Annotated in this window: 25 protein-coding genes; 6 read left to right on the top strand and 19 right to left on the bottom strand. The window is 38.4% G+C overall.

All coding sequences use genetic code 11. The annotated features are described in order from the left end of the window. Positions 1 to 2 precede the first annotated feature (2 nt). Complete coding sequence (locus QXS89_01205) at positions 3 to 1235, bottom strand: MFS transporter (GenBank protein ID MEM3830806.1); 1233 nt, start codon at positions 1233 to 1235, stop codon at positions 3 to 5. A gap of 252 nt (positions 1236 to 1487) precedes the next feature. Between QXS89_01205 and QXS89_01200 the strand changes: the two genes are divergently transcribed. Both QXS89_01200 and QXS89_01195 read left to right on the top strand, forming a co-directional pair. Next, entirely contained in the window at positions 1488 to 2549 is a 1062-nt protein-coding gene (locus QXS89_01200) for a hypothetical protein (GenBank protein MEM3830805.1), read from the top strand. 222 nt (positions 2550 to 2771) lie between these two features. Further along, the gene (locus QXS89_01195; protein MEM3830804.1) at positions 2772 to 3374 is read left to right on the top strand and encodes a nucleotidyltransferase; all 603 of its coding nucleotides are present in this window, start codon (positions 2772 to 2774) and stop codon (positions 3372 to 3374) included. Here the strand turns inward: QXS89_01195 and QXS89_01190 are convergent. The 3 genes from QXS89_01190 to QXS89_01180 all read right to left on the bottom strand — a co-directional run bounded on the left by QXS89_01190 (position 3364) and on the right by QXS89_01180 (position 6249). Further along, positions 3364 to 4317 (bottom strand): deoxyhypusine synthase, encoded by a 954-nt coding sequence (locus tag QXS89_01190; protein MEM3830803.1) that lies wholly within the window; start codon positions 4315 to 4317, stop codon positions 3364 to 3366. The genes QXS89_01195 and QXS89_01190 overlap by 11 nt on opposite strands. 19 nt (positions 4318 to 4336) lie before the next feature. Next, positions 4337 to 5425 (bottom strand): tyrosine--tRNA ligase, encoded by a 1089-nt coding sequence (locus tag QXS89_01185; protein MEM3830802.1) that lies wholly within the window; start codon positions 5423 to 5425, stop codon positions 4337 to 4339. Positions 5426 to 5547: 122 nt separating this feature from the next. After that, positions 5548 to 6249, bottom strand: a complete 702-nt coding sequence (locus QXS89_01180) for an ABC transporter ATP-binding protein (GenBank protein ID MEM3830801.1) — start codon at positions 6247 to 6249, stop codon at positions 5548 to 5550. 273 nt (positions 6250 to 6522) lie between these two features. Between QXS89_01180 and rgy the strand changes: the two genes are divergently transcribed. Next, the gene (gene rgy / locus QXS89_01175) at positions 6523 to 10176 is read left to right on the top strand and encodes a reverse gyrase (GenBank protein ID MEM3830800.1); all 3654 of its coding nucleotides are present in this window, start codon (positions 6523 to 6525) and stop codon (positions 10174 to 10176) included. Here rgy and QXS89_01170 read toward each other — a convergent pair. Then, positions 10163 to 10501 carry a ribonuclease P Rpr2/Rpp21/SNM1 subunit gene (locus QXS89_01170; protein ID MEM3830799.1) on the bottom strand — a complete coding sequence of 113 codons (339 nt, stop codon included), beginning with the start codon at positions 10499 to 10501 and terminating at the stop codon, positions 10163 to 10165. The two genes, rgy and QXS89_01170, sit on opposite strands and share 14 nt — an antisense overlap. 115 nt (positions 10502 to 10616) lie before the next feature. On the opposite strand from QXS89_01170, the gene QXS89_01165 reads away from it, so the two are divergent. Then, positions 10617 to 12170, top strand: coding sequence for a dihydropteroate synthase-like protein (locus tag QXS89_01165; GenBank protein ID MEM3830798.1), 1554 nt, complete (start codon positions 10617 to 10619; stop codon positions 12168 to 12170). A 21-nt stretch (positions 12171 to 12191) separates the two neighbouring features. Here the strand turns inward: QXS89_01165 and QXS89_01160 are convergent, their stop codons facing one another. The 9 genes from QXS89_01160 to QXS89_01120 all read right to left on the bottom strand — a co-directional run bounded on the left by QXS89_01160 (position 12192) and on the right by QXS89_01120 (position 21229). Continuing rightward, positions 12192 to 14285 (bottom strand): acetate--CoA ligase family protein, encoded by a 2094-nt coding sequence (locus tag QXS89_01160; GenBank protein ID MEM3830797.1) that lies wholly within the window; start codon positions 14283 to 14285, stop codon positions 12192 to 12194. A 23-nt stretch (positions 14286 to 14308) separates the two neighbouring features. Beyond that, positions 14309 to 14956: a 2-oxoacid:acceptor oxidoreductase family protein gene (locus tag QXS89_01155; GenBank protein MEM3830796.1), complete on the bottom strand. Its 648-nt coding sequence runs from the start codon at positions 14954 to 14956 to the stop codon at positions 14309 to 14311. 14 nt (positions 14957 to 14970) lie between these two features. Then, complete coding sequence (iorA, locus tag QXS89_01150; protein ID MEM3830795.1) at positions 14971 to 16818, bottom strand: indolepyruvate ferredoxin oxidoreductase subunit alpha; 1848 nt, start codon at positions 16816 to 16818, stop codon at positions 14971 to 14973. Between the two features lie 217 nt (positions 16819 to 17035). After that, a complete protein-coding gene (locus QXS89_01145; GenBank protein MEM3830794.1) occupies positions 17036 to 17401 on the bottom strand; it encodes a hypothetical protein in 366 nt (121 codons plus the stop codon). A gap of 64 nt (positions 17402 to 17465) precedes the next feature. Continuing rightward, on the bottom strand, positions 17466 to 18137 hold the full coding sequence (locus QXS89_01140; protein MEM3830793.1) for a 50S ribosomal protein L15e: 672 nt from the start codon (positions 18135 to 18137) through the stop codon (positions 17466 to 17468). 183 nt (positions 18138 to 18320) lie between these two features. Further along, positions 18321 to 18845 (bottom strand): 50S ribosomal protein L16, encoded by a 525-nt coding sequence (locus QXS89_01135; protein MEM3830792.1) that lies wholly within the window; start codon positions 18843 to 18845, stop codon positions 18321 to 18323. Between the two features lie 168 nt (positions 18846 to 19013). After that, positions 19014 to 20066 (bottom strand): 50S ribosomal protein L10, encoded by a 1053-nt coding sequence (gene rplJ, locus QXS89_01130; protein ID MEM3830791.1) that lies wholly within the window; start codon positions 20064 to 20066, stop codon positions 19014 to 19016. Then, on the bottom strand, positions 20063 to 20707 hold the full coding sequence (locus tag QXS89_01125) for a 50S ribosomal protein L1 (GenBank protein MEM3830790.1): 645 nt from the start codon (positions 20705 to 20707) through the stop codon (positions 20063 to 20065). Before QXS89_01125 ends, rplJ begins: the two co-directional genes overlap by 4 nt. A 12-nt stretch (positions 20708 to 20719) precedes the next feature. After that, positions 20720 to 21229, bottom strand: a complete 510-nt coding sequence (locus tag QXS89_01120) for a 50S ribosomal protein L11 (GenBank protein ID MEM3830789.1) — start codon at positions 21227 to 21229, stop codon at positions 20720 to 20722. A 230-nt stretch (positions 21230 to 21459) separates the two neighbouring features. Here QXS89_01120 and QXS89_01115 point away from each other — a divergent pair, with 230 nt between their 5' ends. After that, positions 21460 to 21891: a hypothetical protein gene (locus tag QXS89_01115; protein MEM3830788.1), complete on the top strand. Its 432-nt coding sequence runs from the start codon at positions 21460 to 21462 to the stop codon at positions 21889 to 21891. A gap of 301 nt (positions 21892 to 22192) precedes the next feature. Continuing rightward, on the top strand, positions 22193 to 22480 hold the full coding sequence (gene albA, locus QXS89_01110; GenBank protein ID MEM3830787.1) for a DNA-binding protein Alba: 288 nt from the start codon (positions 22193 to 22195) through the stop codon (positions 22478 to 22480). Positions 22481 to 22619: 139 nt separating this feature from the next. On the opposite strand, the gene QXS89_01105 is transcribed toward albA, so the two are convergent. The 5 genes from QXS89_01105 to pstS all read right to left on the bottom strand — a co-directional run. Beyond that, complete coding sequence (locus tag QXS89_01105; protein MEM3830786.1) at positions 22620 to 23222, bottom strand: PhoU domain-containing protein; 603 nt, start codon at positions 23220 to 23222, stop codon at positions 22620 to 22622. Beyond that, the gene (locus QXS89_01100; protein ID MEM3830785.1) at positions 23219 to 23998 is read right to left on the bottom strand and encodes a phosphate ABC transporter ATP-binding protein; all 780 of its coding nucleotides are present in this window, start codon (positions 23996 to 23998) and stop codon (positions 23219 to 23221) included. Before QXS89_01100 ends, QXS89_01105 begins: the two co-directional genes overlap by 4 nt. Beyond that, positions 23995 to 24903: an ABC transporter permease subunit gene (locus QXS89_01095; protein MEM3830784.1), complete on the bottom strand. Its 909-nt coding sequence runs from the start codon at positions 24901 to 24903 to the stop codon at positions 23995 to 23997. Before QXS89_01095 ends, QXS89_01100 begins: the two co-directional genes overlap by 4 nt. Before the next feature lie 2 nt (positions 24904 to 24905). After that, positions 24906 to 25796: a phosphate ABC transporter permease subunit PstC gene (pstC, locus tag QXS89_01090; GenBank protein ID MEM3830783.1), complete on the bottom strand. Its 891-nt coding sequence runs from the start codon at positions 25794 to 25796 to the stop codon at positions 24906 to 24908. Positions 25797 to 25824: 28 nt separating this feature from the next. Continuing rightward, on the bottom strand, positions 25825 to 26589 hold a 765-nt coding region (gene pstS / locus QXS89_01085; protein MEM3830782.1), incomplete at its 5' end, for a phosphate ABC transporter substrate-binding protein PstS.

Below are 26589 nucleotides of genomic sequence, written 5' to 3'. Positions count from 1 at the left end.
AATTAATGAAGACTCTTATGCCTCTTCATTTTGAGAGGGTTTTTGAAATGAGAGAGTTTTACTTCTCTGGGTAGGGTTAGGTAGGAGTTGAGTGAGTGCACTAGAGATGCTAGGTATAGATGAAAAACCCCAGGAGATATAATTCCTCTAAGAATCCCACCCAGATAGGGAGCTGGAGAAGCTATTAATATGGCATAGATGTTTATTATGCTCATATATATTGCTCTCTGATCAGGTTTTATGTAAAGTTGAACGTATTTGTTATATGAAGGAATCCATGAAGAGTATGAGAGCCCTATTAATATGAATGAAAGGTATAGAAGCGGATAGTAGTTGAATGATATAGCTAGCGCTAGAATGAATGCTGATAAACCTGTTATCAGTTCTGAGAATCTTAGTATAGATATTGAAGAGATCTTATCAGTTGCAATACCAAATACATACTGAGAGACGAACCATGAGAGATTCATCACTGTGGTGAGATAAGCCGATATATCAAGAGGTATTTTTTCCGAAGCAGCTAAAGCATAGATCATCTGAGCCCACATACTGTAAGAAAACTTATCAATTACGGCGAATATGAAAAGTCTTCTAGCATATAGATCTTGTGGAACACTATTTGTGACTTTAAGATTTCTAATCATAGAGATGATACTGTTATCATTTACATATCTTATCTCTCTTACCTTGAATCTCAGCATGTATATGGAGAGGGAGGAGATCAGATACAGAAACGCTGTTATTGTAAAAAGAAATTCATATCCATATAGATTCTTGGCCCAAAGCCCTATGACAGGTCCTGCTATCATTGCTAGAGCTCCTAACGTCATCACACCTCCAAAAAGTCTGCCGACAGCATCTCCTCCTAATTCAATCATAAGAAGATTCCTTGCAATGATGGTTGTCGCGAATGATATGTTTAAAAAAACTATTGCTATAGGAATCCCGAGAAGAGGATCTCTGCTTAACGCGGCTAGAGCTGAGAATACCCCTGTCAGAGAAGCTATCGATGTTGTCAGAATCCTACCCAAACGATCTGAGGATATTCCTATGAGTAGTATACCAAATGCTGAAAGAATATTTCCAAGAGAATCATATAGAGCTTGTCTTGAATAATCTACACCGAGCTCGAGAGCAAAATATCTTACAAAATAAGAGTAGGATACATATGCAAAGCTATATGTTATGGATGATATGCTTAGGAGAACAATTACATAGATCGTAGGTAGACTCAAGGTCTCTCTAGAGTTCATATACTTCCACGTTTAATAGCTATCTCCTGCTATTATATCCTATATATTACTTCTTAAAGTCTTCATAATTTGACATTTCTAGTGTTTTTGCCAACATTAAAAGATGTGCTTGTGCATACTCTACACTATTATATCTTCTTTTCTCTATAAGTTTCTCTATAAATTAATATCCAGTACCAGGGTGTGCATATGCATACATATATAATTCTAATGAGAATATATTACAGGTAACATATGAACGGAATTATATCAGAGATCAGAAGTATTCAGGAGATCAGAAGTTCCTACATATTATATCTTCCAAAGGAGTGGTGCAGAGAGAATAATATAGGTAGGGGATCTAAGATCATAATTAAAGGTAGAAGTAGAAGACTGATGCTTGAACCTCTAACAGAGGGCCTGAGAACACAAGAGATACATATTGAAGAGTTTGATATTACTACTCTAAAGTACATACTTATCTCTCTCTACGTTATGGGTCACAGATCTATAAGACTGATCTTTAAGAGGAATCTATCGTCGAAAGATAGGAGAAGAATAAGAGAGATTTTAAAGATCTTGAGAAATTTTGAGATATATGAAGATGGAAGAAACTATATAGTGATCAGAGATCTAGGGGGAGCTTCAGATATTAAATCTGCCATGATGAAAGAATTTAACTCAGCATTTAATCTTGTAAGACTCTTAAAAGAAACCTCGATGTCCCTCTTATCAGGCGATAATAATATGAGATCTGAAGAACTCGCAGAATTATTAGACTCGCTCGAAGAGCTTGATACAGAGATCGATATGTCTAGAATGGAGGTTAAGAGACTTTATAGTAAGATTCTTGATGATCTAAGTATAGATCCCGGAATAGATCATAAGATCTTGAGTAATTTAATCGTGATAGGCAATATACTTGAGAGAATAGGAGATCATGCTATCCTAGCTTTAAGGATACTGCTTGAGAAAAAAAGAATACCGAGAGAGATCGTGAAAATACTAGATCATATAGAGAGAACGGAGAATATTATAGCTAGAGAACTTGATACAATCCTAAGAAACATACCGGAATCTAAGTCAGAAGATTTAAAAACCAGGCTAAATACAACTCTTAAAGAACTAGCTGAGATCATAGAACTAAAGAAGAGTTTAAGAGAAGTAGCTTCTTTAAATAGCGATGAGAGTGGTCAAATGATAATATACCATGTAGTAAGAATCTTTGACTATCTTACCGATATAGCCGAGTATATAATAGACATGTTAGTAGAGATCTCTGTATCATCCTCACATTATAAGAGAACTTCGCCCTAGATGCAAAACATTATCAGAAATATGGATCAGATATATTCTGCTAAAATCATCGAATCATTAGACCGTCGTTTCATCATCTATTATTAGTTAAACTAAGGAGGATTATTAGTAAACTACCATTCTTTTTCTCAGCTACTCTTAACCGTAGTAAATAATCTTATCTCTCTAAAGATCACCGGAAATCCTCAGCCTTTGGATATAAATAATTAGCATGAATATTCAATGACGGAGGATAATAGAAGAAGGATAGGTGTGATAACCATGGTTTACGAACTTGAAGATCTATCAGAATTATTCTCTTACCTTGAGAGTCTAGGTGTTAGATTAGCTATAATAGGTAGCACCTCTCTTCAATACCATATGGGAATAAGAAAATTTGAAGATGATCTAGATCTTTTCGTTTATGAAGGTTCGCTACTACTTGAAGAGGAAAGACTTAGATCAGATCTTGCAAGACTTGGCTGGGATGTGGGTTTAACCGAGTTCTCAACACCGAAAGTAATAATGAGGAGAGGAGATGAAGAAATAGAGGTCGAACTTTATGAGAATATACATGACTTCTATATACCTCTAGAATTGATTGAGAGAGCTAGAGATATAACTGTGAAAGATCATAGATTGAAGATACTATTACCAGAACAGTATCTAGTTCTAAAAGCTAGAGCTGGCAGAGATAAGGATCTTGAGGATCTAAGAGTTTATAGCGATATGATTAAAGAGGGAAAGTTGAGAATAAGCATATCTTTGATTCGTGAAAACGCGTCTTTATTCGAGGAGGAGAGAATTATTATATCAAGATTAAGATCTTCAGGTATTAAGATCTAGAATTAGATATACTGAGAATATATGAAGCTAGTATAGGAAGTATTACTGACACCTCTCCAATTATAACCTCATGTTTTCCCTGAGGCTTGATCTTACCCCAGCTAATAGCTTCTCTAGTTCTAGCACCACTAAGAGATCCGTCATACTCCTGAGCTGTAGTCACATACACAGCATAATCGAGACCTTCTCTAAATTGATTCCACCAGATAGTATGATGCTTGCTGATGCCGCCTCCTAGAATAAGTGCTCCAGAAGATCTTGCACGAAAGACCATGTCAGCTAACTCGCTCATATCAGAAAATAGATCAAGTTCAAATCTTGAGATCTTGGATTTGGTAAAAAGAGCGGTACCAAAAGCTCCGTCTACTATTCCTGGCACATATATTGGAACATTACTCCTATAAGCTGCTCCGAGTATGGAGTTAGGATCTTCAGCAAGTCTCCTACCAGCTTCTTTAAGGATCTCTCTAACACCCCACCTTTTCTTAATGCTTATGATCTCATCTATGAGAGAATGCGTAAATCTCTCTATAGCAGGTCCATAACTCTCCATTTTTATGAATATATTTCCGAGTCTATGAAGATTCCTGTTTATAAGCATTATATCATCGGCTTCGAAGTATCCTTTCATGTATCCTTTAGGGTCTAGAGATCGAGCTATATCATGATCTATCGCACCACACGTTGTTATCACCACGTTGAATATCTTCTCATCTATTAACTGAGCTATTATACCTCTCAAGCCTGTGGCTATTATATTTCCTGTGAAGGAGAGGAATCTCAAGTCGCTTTTGAGAATCATCTCTCTCAAGATCTCAGCAGATCTGTAGAGAGATGAAGCAGTGAACCCATGAATATCTCTATAGATTTCTATCAGCTCTACCACTCTGAGACTTGGATTTACTTTAACATCTTTAATAATCTCATCCTCCACTTTAAACACCTCTCTCTTCTATGTGATCTTATCTAGTGATCTTACCTTTTAGAATTTCTATGACATGCCTACTCTCGCCTTTCATTATACCCTCTCTTACAGGTCTTAGAATAGCTATTAGCTCTCTAGCTACACTGTTCTTAAGATCAAGAGGATGCAACAAACCTTCTGAATAGATCTTTCTCAGCTCTTCTGCTGAGGAGATTACAATATCTCCTCCATATCTTGCAGGTCTTTCAATCTTAAGTTCTCTTCTCACTCTTAGGATTATATTCTCTGCAATAGATATAATAGGATTCTCAGCAGTCTCCCTTGGAGGGCAGTATGCTTTTAATATCTTTCTTTCAATTTCTTCTGGAGGATCTGTTACGAAGATGGCTGTCTCAGGCTTAGACTTGCTCATCTTGATCTCCGAATAATACTCATCTACTTCTTGAATACTTTCTCCAGAACCCATCCTTCCTTCCGAAGGACCTTTCAGAGATGGTATTAGAGGCGTGTGTATAGCTACAATCTTCTTTTTCCCAATTTTCTCAGCGATCTCTCTAGCTAAAACATGAGCCTTCCTCTGATCTATACCTCCTAAGGCTAGGTCCAGATCCATGTAAAGTATGTCTGTGACCTGCATGAAAGGATACACAAGCTTTGAGAAATCTATCTCGGCTTCATCAGCTTTTCTTCCCATAATAGTTAGAGCTCTCTTAGCTCTAGCCAGTGTAGTGTTCTTAGCAACCTTAAGAAGAAGAACCCAGTAATTTGAGTCTGATACAAGGTCCTCAGCGTAGACCAGTTGATAGCTACTTCTACTGATACCTATAATCTCTAGAACCTCAACAACATGGTCTGAGGCTTTCTTTATAAGCTCTATATCACCTCCGAGCTTATCATTAATCCAAGCATGCCATGTAGCTGAAAGAAGTTTCATCTTGAAACCGGCTTCGATCAAATCTTTAAATTTAAGAGCCCATACAAACCATCCTATGTGAAAGATTCCTGATGGTTCGAAGCCGAGATAACCTACTCCTCCACCTCTCTCTAAAAGATCTTTAAGCTCGTTTACAGTTATAACCTCTTGCACTCCTTCCATGATCTTCTTAAGCCTTCCCTCTACATCCATACAATGAAATCCTCCTTCAGAATTATTTTTATTTAAAGAAGTATATTTAGCATGGATTTATACCTCACTATCTTCATCATAGAATCATAATGCGATAATACTACAGAATAGCTTTCACCAGATTATCTTCCTGAAGATCTCTCTCGAAATTCTTTTACTCTTCCTTCATATAGGAGTATGAATTTATCTGCATAATCTATAATCCTAGGATCATGAGATACTATAACTATTGAGGTATTAAAATCTCTCTTGATCTCTTTAAAGAGATCCATTATAACCTTAGTATTCTCCCAGTCTAGATTCGCCGTGGGTTCATCGGCTAGAAGCACGCTTGGAGTATTAACAAGAGCTCTTGCTATAGCTACTCTCTGTCTCTCACCACCACTCAGCTTTCTAACAACCACGTCTTTTCTATGTGTAAGCCCTACATATTCTAATATTGAAGCTACAGCGCTTTCACGCCTATCCTTAGGAAATCCTGCTATAAGTAGAGGGAGTTCTACGTTCTCCCAAGCTGTGAAATCTTCTACGAGACCATAATCCTGAGGTATGTAGCCTACGACGGTATTTCTTATGAGCGCCAGACCCTCTTCATCTAATACTGTAAGCTCATAACCATCTACAATTACAGATCCTTTGTCAGGTCTTTCAAGACCTGCTATGATCTTGAGGAGAGTAGTTTTTCCAGAACCTGATGGACCGTGTACAAGTGCTATCTCGCCTCTTGTTATATGCAGCGTCACACCTCTTAGAGCCTCAACAATGAACCCTCCAGATCTATAGATCTTCCACACGTCTTTTAATATAATTACGTTATCACTCACCAGACAGTCCCTTTACTGTAATTTATTCATAGTAGGAAATAAACTATAGACAATTCATTAAGATGCTCCTTCTCTGTAAAACCTGCTTCTGAGTATTAGGGAGTAAAGTTTATAAGAAGAAAGATCTAAGCATTCAGCGGTATAGGTATAAATAGCTGAGGGTGAAGATAGCGATAGGGTTTTACTCATATGGTTATGAAGAAGAGAGAGTGGCTTAAACAAAAAGAACTTAAAACCCCTTCTTAGAATACTATAGATACCGGAAGCGGAAGTATGCTTAAAGTAGTATTTAAACATCTCTGCCCCAACTGTGGTAGAGAAGATATTTCATCTGAGAGATTAGATAAAGGTCTTGCATGCGAGAAGTGTATGCCTGTAGATAGTGCTCTTGTTAGAGAAGGTCTTATGAAAGCTGTGAAAGAGAGGGATAAAGAAGTTGAGTATATAGATTCCATATTTAGAGAATTTATCAAAGCTCCTATGTGGGGTCTTCAGAGATTTTGGGTGAGAAGATTTATAGAGAACGAGAGCTTTGCTATGATCGCTCCGACGGGCAGTGGTAAAACCACGACTCAAATAATTCTCTCAATCTACGCAGCTGCAAAACTTGGCAAGAGAGTTCTTATATTGCTTCCTACAAGCGTTCTAGCATATCAGGTTCAGAGAAAAATTCTAGAGCTTGTAAAGCTTATGAATCTAGAAGATTCAATTGTAGCAGGATATCATTCTTATCTTAGAGAAAGCGAGAAGAAGGAGAATCTAGAGAAAATAAACAAAGCTAGGATCATTGTGACCACCACTATGAGCTTAATGAGAAGACCCGAGATCTATACCCAGAGAGTTGATATAGCTTTCATAGATGACGTAGATAGCTTTCTGAGAAGAAGTAAAAGCATCGACTTTGTACTTGACATGCTAGGAATCGATAGAAAGCTTAGAGAAGACGTTGAAAGAATTATAGAGAGAGAAAGAGAATTAAGAAAACTTGCGAGAACAAGTCCTGATAAGTATGAAGAGGAGTTGAAAAAGATTATAGAGGCTAGAAATCAGATCAGAGGAAGAAGTAGAGCTCAGATAATAGTTAGCGGAGCAACTCAGACAACAAGAAAAACGAAAAGAATCATATTGTTAGAAACCTTAGTAGGTTTTACAACAGGAAGAAGAATCGAAGTAAAAAGAAGAGTTATAGATAGCTATGTAGAGATACCTGAAAAAGAGACGCCAGAGAAGAAGGTTTTAGAGATTGTGAAAAAACTTGGTTCTGGAGGCATAATCTTCATACCACTAGACATAGGCGCTGAATACGCCGATAAGCTTGAGAAGATCCTTATAGAACACGGTATCAAAGCTCGAAACTTTCTGAGATCTGGAAAGAAAGCATTTGATCAATTTGCATCAGGAGAGATCGATGTACTGATCGGTATAGCATCCACTAGAAGTCCTCTTACTAGGGGGATAGATCTCCCTGAGGTAGTTAGATACGCTGTATTTGTAGGAGTTCCAAAGTTCAAGATTAGAATAGATGTGAACGAGTTTCATCCTGCTAGATGGCTTATACTTCTTAATGCACTAAGAGACGTAATACCCAAGCAATATCAAGAAGAGGCAGACTTCATTCTAGGAGCTTTATCTAATGTAAGATATATCAGATCAGAGGAGCTAGAAAAGGTTAGAGAATCACTTAAAAAAGGAGTGCAACTCGAAGGATTTTTAGAGTATGTTAGAAAAGTTGGTGAGAAAACCATGAAATTCTTCGAGCGAATATTATCTGAGGAAGATTCTATAAAAGCTCTTGAGAAGAGTCCTTTTATATCTTTCTCTAGAGATAAAGGTGAATACATATTCACAGTTCCAGATACTGCAGCATATCTTCAGGCTAGTGGAAGAACTAGCAGGCTTTACGCAGGTGGTGTGACCCTTGGACTAAGCGTATTGCTGGTAGACGATGTAAAAGCCTTCAACCTGTTGATCAGAGATATGAAATGGTATGTAGACGAGGTTTCATGGAGTAGGTATGAGGATCTTGATATAGATAATATACTGAAAGAAATCGATCTAGATCGAGAGAGGGTCAGACTTATTAAATCAGGAAAAGCTGTTGGAGAATTCAAGGATCTCGTGAAAACAAAACTCTTTATAGTAGAGTCTCCGAACAAGGCTAGAACCATAGGAAGATTATTCGGGAAACCTGTCTCGAGAGTATACAAGGATCTTCAGACATATGAGACTATGTTAGAAGATTCATTGCTTATAGTGACTGCTAGCGGAGGTCATATAGTGGATCTAGTTCAAAACGAAGGACTTTTCGGAGTTCTTGTAAGAACGAGATCAGAGGAAGCATCTGTTGAATTCATACCTGTCTACACATCTCTTAAAAGATGTGCCAACTGTGGCAGAACTGTTCCAGAGGATGTTAGCAGATGCCCTTACTGCAGAGCTACAGTATTTAGAAGTATGAAGCCTTATATAGAAGCTTTAAGAATTTTAGCAAGTCAAGTTGATGAAGTATTGATCGGTACAGATCCTGATAGTGAGGGAGAAAAGATAGCATGGGATCTATATCTACTGCTAAAACCTTTCAATAGTAATATAAAGAGAGTTAGATTCCACGAGGTTACTCGCAGAGGTATTCTAGAGGCTATAAGAAATCCTGAGAAATTTGATGAAAACATGATAAAAGCCCAGATCATTAGAAGAATCGAGGATAGATGGATAGGATACTCTCTAAGCCCCATACTCTGGAAAGAATTTAAACTAAACTATCTCTCGGCAGGAAGAGTTCAAACCCCTGTGCTAGGATTTGTTGTCGAGAGATCTAGGGAAGCATCTAAAAAAGTAGAGTTGATAGATCTAGAGCTTGAAAACGGAACCAGATTCGTTATAAGAGCTCCAAAAGGAACCTACGAAAGAATTCTTAAGGAAGGATCTGTAAAAATAAAAGATCTTACCATATCTGAGGAGATCATAAATCCTCCGCCTCCCTTCACCACAGATTCTCTCCTCATGCAAGCATCCTCATCTCTGAAAGCTCCCACAGAAAGGATCATGAAAATAGCTCAGAAGCTTTTCGAACTAGGTCTTATAACATATCATAGAACTGACAGCACTACTATAAGTACTTTTGGACTTAACATAGCGAGAGAATATATATCTACAAACTTCGGAGATAAATACTTCATACCTAGAAAATGGGAGAGTCCTGGAGCTCATGAAGGTATAAGACCTACAAGAGCTGTCGACAGTCATAGACTTAGGATTCTAATTAAAGCTGGAGTTATAAAGATCCAGGGTCCATTAAGCGAAGAAGATCTAAGAGTCTACGACATGATCTTTAGAAGGTTCATAGCCAGTCAGATGCCTCCAGCCAAGGTTCTTAGAATGAATTTCAAACTAGTAGCGGGAGGATTTGAACAGAGCTTCTCGGTTATTAAAGATATTATTGATCCTGGATTCACTCTAGTACAACCTATCCAGATCAGCAAGATGAATGTTTCTGAAGGAGAATATGCTATAAAGAGAATCGAGTATAAGCTTATCAGCGAAAAGCCTCTCTATACATACTCAGACCTTGTATCATTGATGAAAGAGAATGGAATAGGAAGACCTTCAACCTATGCAACTATAATTGAAACTCTGAGAAGAAGAAGATACATAACTGAGATACCTAGAGCGAGGTCTAAGGTTACATCTACAAAGCTTGGTAACATGGTCTACGAGTATCTTTCGAAAAACTATCAGCCTTATATAAATATCGAGAGAACAAGAGAACTAGAAAAGAAAATGGATCTCGTCGAAGAAGGTAAAATAGACTACAACACTGTTTTAACAGAGCTGTACAAGGAGATAAAAAAGATAATAAATGATGCCGTGAATGATAAAGGTGTTGAATATCCTAATCTCAATATGGATCTGCTTAAGAAGTTTTAAATCGAGAATCTCTTTCTAATTCAAGCCTGTACACATAGCCACAGCTGAGACATGTGACTATTCTGACTAGATGCTTTCCGCTATTCTTAATTCTCACTCTAGAAGTTCTTCCTGGTATAAGTGGAGTGAAACATTTTCTACAATAAAATCTCCTCAGATGGAAAGGTATTCTTACATTAGTTTCTCTTCTAAGATTCTCAATATGTCTTATAGCGTTTCTAGAGAGATCTACTCTGTCTTCTGAAAGCCATTTGAACGCTAGATCTAGGAGTATCAGACTTCTCTGAATAACCAGATCTCTTAAGATGTATCTTCTTCTTCTCATACTGTCTACGGTCTCGAGAATATATTTATTTGATGTGCTAATAAATAGCCGATGAGTTGAGAAGTAGAAATATAATTAATGGTTCAGATTATATAGAGAGCAAGGAAGAGGAGAGATGAGAATATTAGTAGTCACATCAAGACTCGCAGAACAGCTGATCAAGGAGATAGTAGACAGCATCAAGCTGAGAAACTCAGACAAAGATTTAAAGATAGATGTTATAGCCTCGAAGATCCCTGTAGCTGCTCTCATGACCTCAAGAGATCTAAGAGATCTGTTAGGAGCATTAGGCGAAAGAATTCACGAGTATGATCTGATTATAACTCCTGGTCTACTTATAGGTGATATAGGACCTGTGTGTAGAGAGTATGGTGTTAAATGTTTTAAGGGAAGTAGATATGCAGGAGATCTTCCTAGGGTTATAGATATAGTTTTAAAAGGAGACGAGCTTTCAACGATAAGACCTGCAGATGAATTCATAGACGGTATGGCGGGGATGGAGAATACTAGAGAGATACTCTTAGAAAGAGCTGTAGAAGCATTTAAATTAAGAGATCTTAGAATACCTGCCAAGCCTCCTCCTATACTTATAGCTTCTGAAGTTGTTGTAGAAGGAGATATGGAGAGAGATCTTAAGAATATAGATAGGGTGGTGAATAATAAGTGTGATATTCTCATCATAGGCACTGATGTGACAAGTAATAAACCCGAGTATATAAGAGATCTTTTTAGAGTTTTGTATAAGAGATTGAGCATACCAATCGCCATAGATTCTCTTAATATAGAAGAGATCGAAGAAGCTGTGAGAGAAGGTGCTTCAATTGTTATGAATATAAGCAGAAGTTTTGAACACTGGATTGAAAGAATCCTCAGTATAAGCAGAGATATAGGTTTTGTCATAGTCCCGGAAGACGTAGGAAGCGGTAGAGCTAGTGAGAGAGCTGAGGCTTGTGTTAGAGAATATGAGTATTTCTCTCGAAAAGGTTTAGATAAGATCATCTTGGATCCTATTATTCCATTCCCCCTCTTCGGATCTATAGAAGCCATATACTCTATCTCACTAGTTAAGAGAAGCTTGGAAAAAGTACCGTTGCTCTTGGGAGCTGGTAATATATACGAATTAATAGATAGCGATCCTGTAGGATCTATATCTCTTCTAGCAGTATTCGGTGTTGAAGTTGGAGCTTCTATAATGCTTGTCACTGAGGAGAGCTGGAAAAGCAGAGATGCTACTAGGTATGCTAGAGATAGTTCTGAAATTACCGCCAGAGCTTTTATCAGAAGATCTCCTCCTATAGATGTTGGCTTAGATCTTTATATTGCTAAGAGTAAGAAGCCTCCTGATAGAATTATGATACCCCATGATAGAGATATCCTCGTGGAAGAAAAGATCCCTCCAACTAAACTTGATAGAAAAAGATTCTTCGTAATACAACCCGACTATGATAATAAGCTTATCGAAGTGTACATATTTCTAGGAGATCCTGAGAAGGCATTATACAGATTAAGAGGAAGAGATCCTAGAAGCCTCGGGAGAAAAGCTCTAAGACTAGCTAAAATAGAAGATCCTGAACATGCATTCTATCTAGGATTAGAACTTGCAAGAGCATATGAAGCTCTTAGAACAGGAAGAGCATATACACAGGATGAAGAGCTTAGATCCGGTTAGCATTTGAATCCAATCATCAATCTAGTCTAAAACAATCCTAGCATCCAAAGCTATAATCCTCCCATCAGCTATGGTCGCAGGATTTATCTCTGCTTCTCTAACTTCAGGATTCTCATAGAAAATTCTAGAAATCGAGGCCAAGACTCCTAAGATCTTCTCAGGATCAATTTTTTCTAAGCCTCTTAATCCCTTCTTTATAGCGATTGATATCTTGGTTTCATCAATCATTGATAGAATATCTTCTTTAGTAGCGTCATACGGTCTAAAACTTATGTCTCTAAAAAGCTCTACATATAATCCTCCGTAACCGAACATTATAACAGGTCCTAGAAGAGGATCTCTGAAACCTCCTATGATCAGCTCTATAGATGGTTTGACCATCTCTTCTACGAGCACACCTTCTATTCTTACACCTCTTCTTCTCATAGACTCTACCATTAGATCATAATTTTTCTTAAGCTCATCAAGATCCCTAATACCTAGTACAACACCACCTATATCGCTCTTATGAATAATATCTCTAGATATTATCTTCATGACGAGCGGATATCTGAGCTCTAGATCTGCTATCTCTAGATCCTCTTTACCGCGTGCTATAAAACCTCTTGGGATATCTATGCCATAGATTTTAAAGACCTCTTTAGCTTCATACTCGTATAATCTTCTTCTCTCATCTTTATATACCTTCTTAAAGATCTCTAGAACCTCCTCTCTCTTGCTAAGAATCTTAGCTAATTCATAGAGTTTTTCTCCCATGCTAGGTCTCGTTCTAAGAGCTTTAAGCATTGATATCACTTCCTGAGGATCCTCTGCTACTACCATACCTTTTTCTCTGAGCTTCACGGCGAAATCTCTTGCAAAAAGTCCGCCAGAGATCAGAATTATGAAAGGCTTTCCATAAGATGGGAGATCTGAAGAGAACTTGATAAAGTTTTCAGTATCCATAGCATAGGTCTGAGGTTGGTTTATTATTATTAATAAATCTGGTGATATTTCTTTCATCACAAGATCTATAACCTCTCTATATCTTGAGGTGGGAGAATCTCCTGAGAGATCTATCGGATTATTCACAGACATATATGCTGGAATAACATTCCTTAGCATCTCTATATGCTTCTCTGATAATTCCAAGAGTTTGAAGCCTTCTTCTTCTAGGGCGTCTACTGTCAGAACTCCCAGACCTCCTGTGTTGGTCACAATCACTATACTTTCAGATCCTATTCTTCTTGGAAGCTTCTCAAGAGCTTCTAAGGAGGCTATGAAGCCTCTTAGATCTCTTTCAACATGAGCTCCCGTAGATCTTAGAACTCCTTGAACAAGTTCTGGAGAAGTTGTCAGAGCTCCTACATGTGATAAAGCTGCTCTAAAGCCTCCAGATGTTCTACCACCTTTAAGTATTACAACAGGTTTCCTCTGAGAAGCATATCTAAGGCTCTCTATAAGCTCTCTTCCCTCACCTACGCTCTCTATGTATAAGCCTACTACTTTCGTCTCCTGATCTTCGGAGAGGTATCTGAGTAATTCGCTGATCTTTATATCACTCGCGTTACCAACACTTATAAATTTGCTGAGACCTAAACCTCTATAGCTCATCAGATCTAAGAATAAGGATCCGAGTGCACCTGATTGAGATATGAGAGAGATGAACCCTCTCTTAGGCACGCCCTGCCTTTCAATAGAAACAAACGTAGCATTTATAGGAGTCCAGTTATCTATAAACCCCACACAATTAGGCCCTAGTATTCTCACACCGCCTCTACCTGCTATCTCTAAGATCTCTTTCTCCAGATCTTCTCTACCACTTTCTCTAAATCCTCCACTGTATACTACAGCAAATCTCCCTCCAACGCGTACCAGATCTTCAAGCACTTCAGGTACACTACTTGCTGGAACTATTATAAGTGCAAGATCTATTTTCTCACCTATTTCTTCGATACTTTTATAAGCTCTTCTACCGAGGATCTCTCCACCACGCTTGTTTACTAGATAAACATTTCCTGGGAAGCTTCTGAGTATATTTTCAGCCAGACCTCTGCCTAGAGAGCCCTCTCTACTGCTAGCTCCTATTACGGCTACATTTCCAGGTCTGAACAATCGATCTAATTCTTTATACATAAGGATCCTCTCAAGATCTGAATCTATTTTCTTAAGATGAGTTTCTTTAACTCGATTATATCATCTTGTGTAAGCATTTCGCCTAGTTCTCTCTTACCTTCTTCATATATCTTAATGTTAACATCTTTACTTTTCTTAGGAAGCAGATCCTGTATTATAATATCGCATAAACTCTCGCCCAAGATCTCTACTGAATCAAGTAGTCTCACCAGAGATCCGATCATGAATATATTAGCTGATATGGGCATCTTCATCTTTGTAGAAATCTCTGAAGCTCTGAGAAGATAAAGTTTTCTAACCCTAGATCTTATATACTCTATGATCTCCTCTTCAGAGATCTTTATGATCTGACCGGGTGGTCTTATAAGCTTTCTATTAACTAAAGCCACCCCCCTAGGATCCAGGTATTCAACACCTCTTGCAGCCTCTATAAGCTCAAGACTTAGCATTATATGCCCCCTTCCTACAGGTATTAGAGGAGCTCTAACCATGCTACCTATTCTAATATGAACAATTACACTACCACCTCTCTGGCTGAGCCCGTGAGTTTCAGATATATATACAGGGATCTTAGATCTCATGAATATCTCTCCTATAACTCTTGATAGAAATAGCTGTCCCTGGCCTCCTATTCCTGCAACTATTATGTTTAGCTCCTTGAGATCTCCCATAAAGCTTCAGCCCGTTAGAACCAATACTTCTTTAATTTCTCCTGATCAACCTGTTTAACCGGTTTAATAGCATTGAAAGGACATGAGATAACACACGCTCCACAACCTATGCACATCTCAGGATCTATGAAGGCTTTCTTATCATCTCTAGGAATTATGGCTGGACATGCAAATAGGTTATAGCATATTCCACATCCGATGCAGGTCTCTAGATCCACGTAATAAGGTACTATCTCTTCTCCGCTCTTGATCATATCATCATATGCTAAGAGAGCACATTTCCTCCTAGCAATTATCAGGGCTACTTCTCTATCTTCTCTAACAACTTTCAAAGCTTCTCTAAATGCCTTTCTGACTTCTTCCGCGTTAAATGGATCTACTACTTTCACATATTTAACCCCGATAGCTCTGGCCAGATCCTCTATTAAGATCCTCCTACCACGAGTCGGATTTGAAGGAGAAGGCTGATGGCCTGTCATCGCTGTAGAGAGATTATCAAGCACTAGAATTATCTGAGGATGCATATTATACACGGCATTAATCAGAGGAGGTATCCCAGCATGGAATAAGGTAGAGTCTCCTATAACCGAGATTACTATAGAATCAGGCAGTACTACGCTGAAACCATTGCCAAGACCTATGCTACCACCCATCTCAATTATCGTGTCCTGAGCCTGGAATGGTTTATAATATACCAGAGAATAACATCCTATATCCCCGCTGAATATAGGTTTAATTCTTTCACGGGCTATAAATTTCTTTAATTCGAAGAAGAGAGGTCTGTAAGGACAACCACTACATAGGACAGGAGGTCTTGGAGGTAGTTCTATCTTTTCTCTATCTGAAGATTCTACTATCGGGATCGCGATACCTGTTGTGTGAGTAAGCAGTTTTGCAACACGATTCATGTTCATCTCGAAAGCTCTTTCTAGAAGAGGTTTTCCTACTACTTCTATATTCACTCTCTCTCTATGGAGTAAGTCTCTTACTTGCATTTCTACAAGAGGTTCTAGCTCTTCTATTATCACGATCTTCTCAACATGAGAAGCTTCTCTCAGGATCATCTTTTCCGGCACTGGATATACTGATGAAAGTTTTATAACTCTAAGCTTATCCTCTAGAGAGTTAGCTTGTATGAGTTCATACACATATGAGAATGTAGTTGAGGGAGATATTATAAGAATCCTTCCATCTCCGTATACTCTGTTAAACTCAAAACTCTCCACAGCACTTTTTATAGCATCCCATCTCTTTAGAAGTTCAATTCTATTCCTTCTAGCATTGCTAGGAAGAAGAGCAAACCTAGGATCAGGCTTGAAAACACCATTTCGAGAAATCTTAGCAATTCTACCCAGCCTTACAGGTCCTCTCACATGACTGACTCTGGTTGTTGTTCTCAGTATCATAGGATGTTTAAGCTCTGAGCTTAGATTGAAAAGTTTTATTGTAAGCTCCTTAGCCTCTGAGGGGTTTTCGGGTTCAAATACAGGTATATAAGATAACATACCATAGATCCTATTATCTTGTTCATTCTGACTACTCCACATAGAAGGATCATCTGCAGATACTATTACAAAACCTCCGGAGACTCCCGTATATGCACTACTTACAATAGCATCTGCAGCAACATTCAACCCAACATGTTTCATGGCTGTGAGAGATCTTACTCCAGCTAGCGCTGCAGCTAACGCGAGTTCTGTAGCAACCTTTTCATTTACAGACCACTCCACATAAATACCTAGATCCTCTGCAACCTCCTCTAAAGAGCCTATGATCTCCGATGAAGGAGTTCCAGGATAGGCTGCAGCTACACCCACACCAGCTTCTATAGCACCCCTAGCTATGGCCTCATTACCTAGCATCAGAACCTCTATATCGTGAAGATTAAGAGTCTGTCTAATTATGTAAGTTCACCCTCCCAGTGTTACTACATGAATGGAAAATATAAACTGCAATTAAATAGAGATTAAAATACTATAAGACCAGACCTCTTATATAAATATCTCATAGGGTAGAGAAGGGGTAGAATTCCAGTGCTGATACTATGATCTCTGTTAGAGATCTTCTAAAAACTAAGGACTATAGCTGTTTACTTTCATTAATAAGGTCATCTATCATCTCAACTGCTGTAAGAAGATTAATAGATGCTGATGAACTTACCTTTCTCAACTCCTTTTGCAAAGTTCTAAGCTCTTGGCTTACTTCTAAAAGTTCTGTGAGAGAGGCTAGATCCATCATTCTATTAATTCTCTCGGAAAGGATCTCCATAGCTACTATGTATCGATCTACTTCTTGCAAGATCACAGCAGGATCTCTTTCTTTGATCATGTTAGTAGAAATTCTTCTTAAAATTCTCTCTCTTAAGATTCTTAACTCAACCAGGCTTTTATTTAACTCTATTAAGGCTCTAGCAAGTTTCAATCTTTTTCTGGTAGGATTTTTCATATCTAAATCTAGTGCTATATTCATAGGGTGTTTAAAAACTTAGCTGAGATCTTGAGAGTAAAAATTACTTGCCTCCTACCGCTTCCTCATATTTATCCTTGGGAAGTATAATTCTAGAGCCTCTAGAGGCTTCATGTCTTCTCTTCTCTTCCCTCTCCTTCTGCTTCTTCTTCCACTTATAATGATGTGTTCCTTTTAATCCTCTACTTCTCAAAAGACCTCTCATTTTTCTACCAGCCATGGTCTTTCCTCTGAATACTCTTCCTCTCTGTGAGGGATGTGTAATCCAGTTTATATCAGGGTCTGACTTGATTGCTGGATGCTCTGGATCTACTAATATCACCTCATACCACTTATACATACCATCTTCAGCTACATAGTAGCTTCCGAGAACCTCTAGATTCTTATACTTTCTCGCAGCGGTTTCTTCTGCGATGAGCTGTAAACTCTTCTCTGGAGCATACCCGTAAACTCCCATTCTCTTAGGTCTTCTACCTTTATTAGGTCTAGGTTTTTCTCTACCTCCTTTAGAAACCCGCACCCTAACTACTATGAAACCCTGCTTAGCCTTATAACCTATCTCTCTAGCTCTATCAAGCCTTGTAGGATGTTCTATTCTTTTAACTACAGGATCTCTTCTCCACTCTATTAATCTCTCTCTATAAATATCTCTCAACTCATTATTCTCTCTATCCTTCCACATCTCAGCAATATAACTATAAGCTGATCTTCCCATCCAGACACCTATGTTCTGAATAATGCTTTATGAAGCTGGCTTATAAGCTATCATATGTTATAAACTCTGGATGATGAGTGTAGCTCGCTAAAATGAAGGGTGAATGACCTCGATCTCGCTGAACTTCTCTAGTAGAAACAAGCAAGTATAGGTTCGTATGCTAGTAGTTTGAAGAATTTCCTACTATCTCGAATCTCTACCGTTCAACTCTTCGATCACTATTCTATATGATTCAGGTAACTTAGCTCTAGCTCTTCTCATAGCTTCTAAAGCTATGTCAATATGAGATTTCTCTGAGACATATATGTCCATGATTACATCTCCAGGCTTCACATAAGCTCCTGTACCGATAGGCTTTCCAAAAGCTCTTCTCATACCTTCCTGAAGTCTGTCAGCTCCTGCGAATGCTAGCATTTTATTCTCTCTAATAACTTGATGAGGATACTTTCTTATCACAAAGAAGTACCTATCTTCTCCTATGAACTTGCTCAGGTATCTATGAGCTGCGGTTCTGGCTGCTTCAAGAGCGTTATGCCTGATCAGTATCTCCTTCTCTGCTATGAGTCTTATCGCGTACGAGTATCTACCTCTTGAATTGCCCATCGTGAACTTGCTTATCTTAGGAGGTGGTATACCATCTATATACTCTTTTCTAGTATACGCGGGCTTCTTTCTCTCAGTATAACAACGAGCAGGTCTCAAAGGCATTATGAACTCCTCTCAAGATATTCATTTGTAGACGGTATTTAAGCTTGATAATGCATCTTAAAATCTTTCAACATATGATCTGAATCTTAGGATTCGAAAAATATTTTCTCTACAGTGAAATACAGATCCTATTTTTTGAATAGATTAAGTTCTTAAAATCCCTCTTATTCATCCGAAGAGAGCTGAAAGACCCTCCGCTATAGTTTCTTCTGAAACTTCCTTTTCTTCGCTCTCCTTAGGTTTCTCTTCCTTCTTCTCTTCAATCTTCTGCTCTTGCTTTTCTGGAGTTTTCTGTCCTATCAATCCGATTACCTGAGCGAGCTTATACGCATTTGATAAAGCTTCTATCACTAAGATGTTGACAGTCTCTACCGAGATCACCTTCAACTCTTTGGCAAGATTAATAGCTCTTCTAAAGTTCTTTAGAAATGCAAGTTTGAGAGCTACAGGGCTTACATACGCCAGAGTTTCAGAGGCTAGATTTACAGATCTAATCCATGCATCTCTAAATTCTGTAATGTATCTTTCTAGATCTAATTCTAGATCTTGTGAAGCTAGGATTGCACCGTCTTCATAACCTAGAAGGATCTTAGGCCTGACAATAACAGGTTCTATACCCAGCTTGTCTAATAATGATACGAGTTCCGGAGGCACCTCCTGACCCTGTTTCACGGCGACCGTATCTCGAATTACGTGTATCTTTCCCTCACGAGGCTGGACAGGAATTCTGAATCTACCAAATACACTCATCATAGGTCCTGGAGGAATATCTGTAGGTCCTGCTGGTATGACTATGTCGAAGGGAGCTTTCTCCCCGGCTTTCAGCTTTGTATAGGAGTAGAAGCTATTAACGATTCTAGCAAGCTCGAACACATTGTGTTTGCTAGAGAAAACTACTGCAAGAGGTCTGTCTAGATATTTCTCAAGCTTCTCATAGTTTTTAAGCTTCAGATCTCTTAAAGCTTTTGCAAGTATTTTATTCTTAATCACTCTCACAATAGCTCCTTCTTCTTCGAGTCTTCTCTTCATATCCTTGAAAATTCTACTCTTGAAACCCACAATATCTAGGAGAATGATAGACTTGGAATCTTTCAAAAGCTGTTCTGCTTCTGCTAACATCTTCTGCTTCTCGGGTTTAAATCTTTTCTCATGCGATATCTTCTCAAGTTTTTGAAGATTCTTTAACTCTCTCCTATAGAGTCTTTCTACTCTTCCTCTCATCTCATACTCACCCTCACAGGAGGTCCCATAGTAGTTTTTATTACCATATATTCTACGACTTGATCTAGAGGTTGTTTTATCTTGTTCTCAACATAGTTTAAAACCGCGATGATGTTTTCTGCAATATCTTCAGGGCTCATATCTTCAGACCCCACCCTACATGATACAAAAAGCTGCTCCTTATTCCTAAGCCTTGTGGCAGATCTATAGTAATTTATCATAGATGCTATATCGGCGTTAGCAGGCACCGGAATAGGAGCCTTGCCTCTAGGTCCTAGAGCTGGTCCTAGGATCCTGCCAACTAGACTCATAAGATCTGTTCTCACGAGAATCCAATCACACTCTGATGCGATCTTTTTTGTTTTCTTCTTATCGAGATTCTGAAGATCTTCTCTCATGAAAAGCATGTCAGCTATTTCTCTAGCCTTCAAAGCCATGTCTCCCTCTGCTACAACACATATCTTAGGCTTCTTACCAAGGCCTTTGGGAAGGAAGACTGCATCTCTAAACCTAGCCTCAGGAGACTTCGGATCTAATCCTCTGAATATTATCTGCAGATCAACTCCTTGTTTAAATTTTCTTCCTGCACCAATTTGTAGAGCTTCGGTAATGCTCTTGATAAGTACTTCTTTCTCGATCATTTCTGATCATCCTCAACTACTAAACCACTTATCTTCATAACTTTTAAGTATGCTATCATATACACCCTCATCTAACTCCCTAATTAATTCCTTAGGATCTTTATTATTAACTGTAAGTCCTATAGATCTCGCTGTCCCAAGTATTGTTTTTACGGCAGCTTTAAGACTTTTTGCGTTCAACTCTCTCTTCTTAAATATAGCTACCTTAATGATACTTTCAAGAGGTATATTACCTACCTTCTTATTTTTAGGATCTCCAGAAGGCTCTGAAATATTTGCAGCCTTTAGAAGAAGCTCTGTTGTAGTAGGTAGGTCGACTATGATGTCATATTTAAGCGTATCAAGATCCACTACCACCCTAACCTTAACATTATAACCTTCATAAGGTTTTGTAGCTTTATTTATATCCTCAATAACTTTAGAAGGATCTAATCCTAGCTGTTGTATCGCAGGACCTAACTGAGGAGATATGGTAGCCTTACCAGCTGGCACCTCAGCTCTTATAACCCTCACACCAGGCATCCTTATGTACCATTCACAATATCTAATCTAAGATTATAAGCATCATAAAGAGGAGTGACGTACAATCTATCTTTGCGAGAAGATTTATATTAAATCAGAATCCTAGACTGTATTATTAGAGTGGAGGAGATGGTCTGACCAGATCTCTAAGCCTAGAAGAATCAAGAATCATTGAAAGTGAAAGAGGAGATTTATAGCTCCGGTGTTATATAAGTTTAATGGGTAGTGTTATGTCAGAAGAAAAGAGTGAGAGAAGCGCAGGTGATAAAGAGATCTATGAGAACCTAGAGATAATGTACGAGGATGAAGATCTTATTGTGATGAGAGCTCCAGACGATGATAAACTTATAAAGATGGTTCTGAAGAAAATATCAGACGCCGGAAGACCTCTCTCTTGGAAAGAACTGAGAAGCTCATTCAGCGGTTTAGCAGGAGAAGATCGCTTGAGGAAAATACTTATAAAACTAATTGAGGCAGATAAGATCATTGAGATGCCAGATGGAACATTCGGGCTACCTGGCATGGAGACTAATTACATGCCAAGATCTGATGTTAAAAGAGTAAGACCTTTGGTACCGAGGAAATTTAGAGAGAGATGGGGTACCTCGGCATCTAAATACAGAAAGTTAGGTGTAGTTAGAGAGGTTCATAGTGAGGAATAGAAGTATTGGAAGAACATGTGAAGAAATGTATTAAGGCAAAGATCAGTGTTCAAGGAACACAAGTATTATTAGAAACAGAAGATGGTAAGAGAGCCGTAATTCCCGCTCGAAGTATATGCGAGATTGTAAAAAGATACAACATATGTCTAGAGGAAGGCCCTCCTATTAAGTGCTGATATATAGATTCCTCTCCAAAGATTTCAGACTTCCAAAGGTTTGTATCCAAGAAATATCTTCTAGAATCCTTGTAAAATATATAAGGCTTTATATGATATACTTAAATCGCAGGTGGAGTAGCAGAATGAGTCAAGTACCGAGCAACACAGTGCTAGTAGGTAAAAAACCTGTAATGAACTACGTACTAGCAGTCTTAACATTATTAAATCAAGGTTTTGACAGAATAGTTGTAAAAGCTAGAGGAAGAGCCATAACAAAAGCTGTTGACGCGGTCGAGATACTTAGAAACAGATTCCTCAAAGACAAGGTTAGGATAGAATCTGTAAAGATAGACAGTGAAGAGATAACAAGGCAGGATGGTAAGAAGGCTAGAGTATCAGTAATAGAGATACAAGTTGCCAAAAGCAGTTGAAAGAATCTAACAGCAAACTATTATTAAGTTTTTTAAGTATTTTCTTTTCTCAATTCTGCCCAGGAAATGCTGGAATCATCTGTTATCAGTTTATTTCTTCTCCAGAAACGAGGATCTGAAACGATCGTGGTAATATAATTCAGATCATAAAAAGCGTTTCAGACGCTATATATACAGAGTGATCTGCTATCCTCTCCAAGTAAATGCTTATCACAAGATCTAGTAGAGCACATCTTTCTCCAGTACTGAATGCTCTTCCAACAGTTTCAGAGAACATCTTATCAACATGACTGTCAAGACTTATAACTCTATTAGCTTTCTTACTATCTTTCTCTATAAAGCTAGCTATACTTTCTTTCATCATTTCAAGAACATGTGGGAGGATCTCTCTAGACATGGTAAATTCACATGTCATTTTCGTATCCTCTCTAAATCTTTTTATCATGTATGCTATGTCCAGAGCGTATCTAGAGAATCTGAATAACCCATATGATATTTCCAGACTAGCAAGAAGATATCTAAGATCTGATGCCGCAGGTTGATATCTTGCTATAGCCTCTGTCACTAGAGAGTGGATCTCTGTTCTTAGTAATCTTACCTTATTAACCTGATCTGATATATCCTCTACTCTGTAAAATCCTTTACTCATTTCATTTATTATTTGCTCTATTAATCCACTCATCTCAGAGATCTTGTCTCTAATTCTTTCTATGGCAAGATCTATAGGCTTCAAACCTGTCACCCGATCCTCCCGGTCACATACTTCTCGGTAAGAGCATTCCTAGGTCTGGTGAAGATTTCTGAGGCTGTGCCTACTTCAATTAGCTCTCCTCCGTATATGAATGCTATGTAGTCAGATACTCTCGATGCTTGGAATGGTGAGTGTGCTACTAGTACTATTGTAACTATCTTCTTAAGATCTATTATCAGTTCTTCTATTTTCGAAGTACCCACCGGATCTAGATTTGATGTAGGTTCATCCATTAGAAGAACCTTAGGCTTCATAGCAAGAGCTCTAGCTATGCATAGCCTCTGTTGCTGTCCTCCTGAGAGCTTGCTCGCAGGATCTCTTAGTCTATCCTTAACTTCATCCCATAGATAAGCTCTTTCAAGAGCCCATCTCACCAGTTCATCAAGTTCTTTCTTGCTTCTCACAAGCTTGTTATACTTAGGACCTATAGCAACGTTGTCATATATAGACATGTGGGGAAGAGGATTTGGTATCTGGAACACCATGCCAACCATTCTTCTCACAACCTCGGGTGGGATTCTGCTGTTATTTATCTCTACTCCCTCAATATATATTTCTCCAGAAACTTTCGCTCCAGGGATCAGATCTATGGTTCTGTTAAGGGTTCTTAGGAGAGTGGACTTCCCACTTCCTGAGGGACCCATTATGGTGAATACAGTATTTCTAGGTATATCCAGGCTTATGTTCTTTAGAATATGCTTCTCGCCTAACCATACATTGAGATCTTTTACTCTGATTATGTAATTATCTCTACTATTTCCATTCATCTATACCAACCTCTGTACATTATATATCTGCTTATGAAAAAGATCAGAAGAACTATTAGGATCAGAATCGTTGCAGCAGCCCATGCAAGATCGATCCAGTTAACATATGGTGAGAGAGCTGCTTTAAAGATCCATAGTGTTAGACTTCCTATGGGATTCACCAAAGCATCTGGAAATCCTCTTGGATAGAAGTCATTACCGAATGCTGTGAAGAGAAGAGGAGCTGTTTCACCAAAGATCTTAGCAATACCCACCATAGCTCCAGATACTATAAAAGCTTTTATATAACCACTCAAGATCATAACAGCTCTGATCCTTGACACACCTAGAGAGTACACAGCTTCTCTAATACTATGAGGAATAGATTTGAAACCCTCCTCAATCTGGGCGTACGTGTATGGTATAATTATTATCGTTAAAGCTATAACACCAGATATAGCGCTAAACTTCGGAATCTCAATAAAACTGCTCCACCCTATAAACCTAATAAACTCATTCAAAAAGCTTTCGAGCAGAAGTATAGCACCGTACACTGATAAGCCTACGACTATTGTGGGAAATTCTATCATAAGCTTAGAGATAAGACTTGTGAGAGGACCTAGAAATCTGCTCATACCTTCAACACTATATGCCGAAGCTAGGATAGTGATTGGAATGCCTATTATGGAGGCTAGTCCAACTAGTATGAGAGAGCCTAGTAGTTGCGGTCCTATACCACCCAGATCATTTGTTCCTGGTAGAGGAGGTATGTTTATAAATACACCTATAGGATCTCTCATGATCACTGTAAAACCCTTAGCAAATATAGTTCCTATGAGATGAAATATAGGAGCTATACCTAACAAGAAGAGAGATATAAAGAACGATATCATGAGATCGCTTTTAAGCTTTCTCAGGTCTACCATAGTTATCTCAACCTCCTCAGATATAATATGATCACTAGATTCACTACAAGACCTATGAGAAAGATTACAAGAGCAGCACCATATAGAGCTGATACAGCAAGACCTGTAGCACTTAGGAATTGATTAGCTATCAGACTTGATACAGTATATCCCGGCTTAAAGATCATATAGAAGAGAGGATTAAAAGCATTTCCAACAACCATAGCTACTGCGACAGTCTCGCCAACAGCTCTGCCAAAGGCTACTAAGGATCCGGTAATTATAGAAGATCTTATGTATAGAAGTTCATGCTTTATAACCTCCCACTTGGTAAGACCTAGAGAGTATAAAGCTTCTCTAATACTGTTAGGAATGGATCTCAATCCTTCTCTTATAATCGATGTTGCGAAGGGGTATATCATTATAGCTAGAAGGATTGATGCTGTGAAGAGTGATGCACCTGAACCAACATAATATCCTAGAATGCTTGTAATACCTGGAAAGAGATTTATCAAGGGAGACATTATATAGTCTCTGACGAAGGGAGCTAAGAAGTGTATTCCCCACAGACCATATATTACTGTAGGAATTGTCGCAGCGAGATCTGTAATGATGTCTAGAAAAGGTCTCAGCTTTAGAGGTGCTATTTCTATTATGAATACAGCAGATGCTATAGCCAGTAAAATAGCTAGGATTATAGCTATGAAGCTTGTTATTAGAGTCCCTCCTATGGCAAATGCTATTCCGTAGACCTCCCTAACAGGATCCCATGCTGATGTTATTACATATCTGATTCCTTCTTCTTGGAATATAGGATAGGAGTATAATGAGACGATCAATATAATTACTCCGAGAAATATTATGATGAGTATGTTTCCTATAGAAAAAAAGTTGAATGGATCTATATTTTTCAATATTAATCCCTCTATATATCGGTCACATTTATTTTATATATTGATCTAAGTAATTCAAAATCTTACCCGTTAGCTCTTGTGGCAACGGTAGATAGCCTGGGAGTATATACTGCGTAGACTGACCTTCTGTAAGAACCCACCTGAAGAATTCTTTCAAAGCTAGTAGTTTTACATTCGACTGGTTGAGAGATATAATGACAAAGGGTGTGCCTACTATGGGATATGTATTCGAACCATCTTGATAGATAAATGATAGGGGTAGAAGGCTTAGATCCTGATCTAGAGGAGGAAGATCTTTAGCTCCTCTCTTTAAAGCTTCCTGAACGTTTTCTTCCGTAGGCAGAACAAAGTTTCCATCTTTATTTCTAATAGCTGCTATAGGTAGGTTCTCTCTTATGGCGTATATAGGCTCTACATACCCTATAGAGTATGGTGTTTGCATTATAATTGCTGTGACGCCTTCACTACCTTTACCTCCCACTCCTCTTCCCAACTGATCTATTGGCCAGTTCACTGTGAGTCCGTAGCCAACTGTTGAATTCCATTCGGGAACTGTCTTAGACAGAAACATTGTGAATAAGGCTGTTGTACCGCTCCCATCGCTTCTGTGAACTCCTATTATCTCTCTATGAGGCAGATATCTCTTACACTCATCAATCTGAAGCTCCACAATTTTAGGATCATCCCAGTACACTATCTTGCCAAGGTATATGCCTGCAATAACCTCTGCACTCAGTCTCAGAGGACCGCATGTCGCATTATTCCATGTAGGTAGGTTGTAAACCACGGCTAC

The organism is Sulfolobales archaeon (assembly GCA_038881635.1).
Classification (GTDB): Archaea; Thermoproteota; Thermoprotei_A; order Sulfolobales; family AG1; genus WYEN01.
Note: the sequence above shows the minus strand (reverse complement) of the source record. Positions and strands in the feature narration are given on the sequence as shown.

What these genes read in the sequence shown, in the direction of transcription:
- QXS89_01200 (MEM3830805.1), top strand. Translation starts at nt 1,488, where the DNA reads ATGAACGGAATTATATCAGAGATCAGAAGTATTCAGGAGATCAGAAGT.
- QXS89_01195 (MEM3830804.1), top strand. Translation starts at nt 2,772, where the DNA reads ATGACGGAGGATAATAGAAGAAGGATAGGTGTGATAACCATGGTTTAC.
- QXS89_01185 (MEM3830802.1), bottom strand. Translation starts at nt 5,425, where the DNA reads ATGGATGTAGAGGGAAGGCTTAAGAAGATCATGGAAGGAGTGCAAGAG.
- rgy (MEM3830800.1), top strand. Translation starts at nt 6,523, where the DNA reads ATGCTTAAAGTAGTATTTAAACATCTCTGCCCCAACTGTGGTAGAGAA.
- QXS89_01170 (MEM3830799.1), bottom strand. Translation starts at nt 10,501, where the DNA reads ATGAGAAGAAGAAGATACATCTTAAGAGATCTGGTTATTCAGAGAAGT.
- QXS89_01165 (MEM3830798.1), top strand. Translation starts at nt 10,617, where the DNA reads ATGAGAATATTAGTAGTCACATCAAGACTCGCAGAACAGCTGATCAAG.
- QXS89_01160 (MEM3830797.1), bottom strand. Translation starts at nt 14,285, where the DNA reads ATGTATAAAGAATTAGATCGATTGTTCAGACCTGGAAATGTAGCCGTA.
- QXS89_01155 (MEM3830796.1), bottom strand. Translation starts at nt 14,956, where the DNA reads ATGGGAGATCTCAAGGAGCTAAACATAATAGTTGCAGGAATAGGAGGC.
- iorA (MEM3830795.1), bottom strand. Translation starts at nt 16,818, where the DNA reads ATGCTAGGTAATGAGGCCATAGCTAGGGGTGCTATAGAAGCTGGTGTG.
- QXS89_01145 (MEM3830794.1), bottom strand. Translation starts at nt 17,401, where the DNA reads ATGAAAAATCCTACCAGAAAAAGATTGAAACTTGCTAGAGCCTTAATA.
- QXS89_01140 (MEM3830793.1), bottom strand. Translation starts at nt 18,137, where the DNA reads ATGGGAAGATCAGCTTATAGTTATATTGCTGAGATGTGGAAGGATAGA.
- QXS89_01135 (MEM3830792.1), bottom strand. Translation starts at nt 18,845, where the DNA reads ATGCCTTTGAGACCTGCTCGTTGTTATACTGAGAGAAAGAAGCCCGCG.
- rplJ (MEM3830791.1), bottom strand. Translation starts at nt 20,066, where the DNA reads ATGAGAGGAAGAGTAGAAAGACTCTATAGGAGAGAGTTAAAGAATCTT.
- QXS89_01125 (MEM3830790.1), bottom strand. Translation starts at nt 20,707, where the DNA reads ATGATCGAGAAAGAAGTACTTATCAAGAGCATTACCGAAGCTCTACAA.
- QXS89_01120 (MEM3830789.1), bottom strand. Translation starts at nt 21,229, where the DNA reads ATGCCTGGTGTGAGGGTTATAAGAGCTGAGGTGCCAGCTGGTAAGGCT.
- QXS89_01115 (MEM3830788.1), top strand. Translation starts at nt 21,460, where the DNA reads ATGTCAGAAGAAAAGAGTGAGAGAAGCGCAGGTGATAAAGAGATCTAT.
- albA (MEM3830787.1), top strand. Translation starts at nt 22,193, where the DNA reads ATGAGTCAAGTACCGAGCAACACAGTGCTAGTAGGTAAAAAACCTGTA.
- QXS89_01100 (MEM3830785.1), bottom strand. Translation starts at nt 23,998, where the DNA reads ATGAATGGAAATAGTAGAGATAATTACATAATCAGAGTAAAAGATCTC.
- QXS89_01095 (MEM3830784.1), bottom strand. Translation starts at nt 24,903, where the DNA reads ATGGTAGACCTGAGAAAGCTTAAAAGCGATCTCATGATATCGTTCTTT.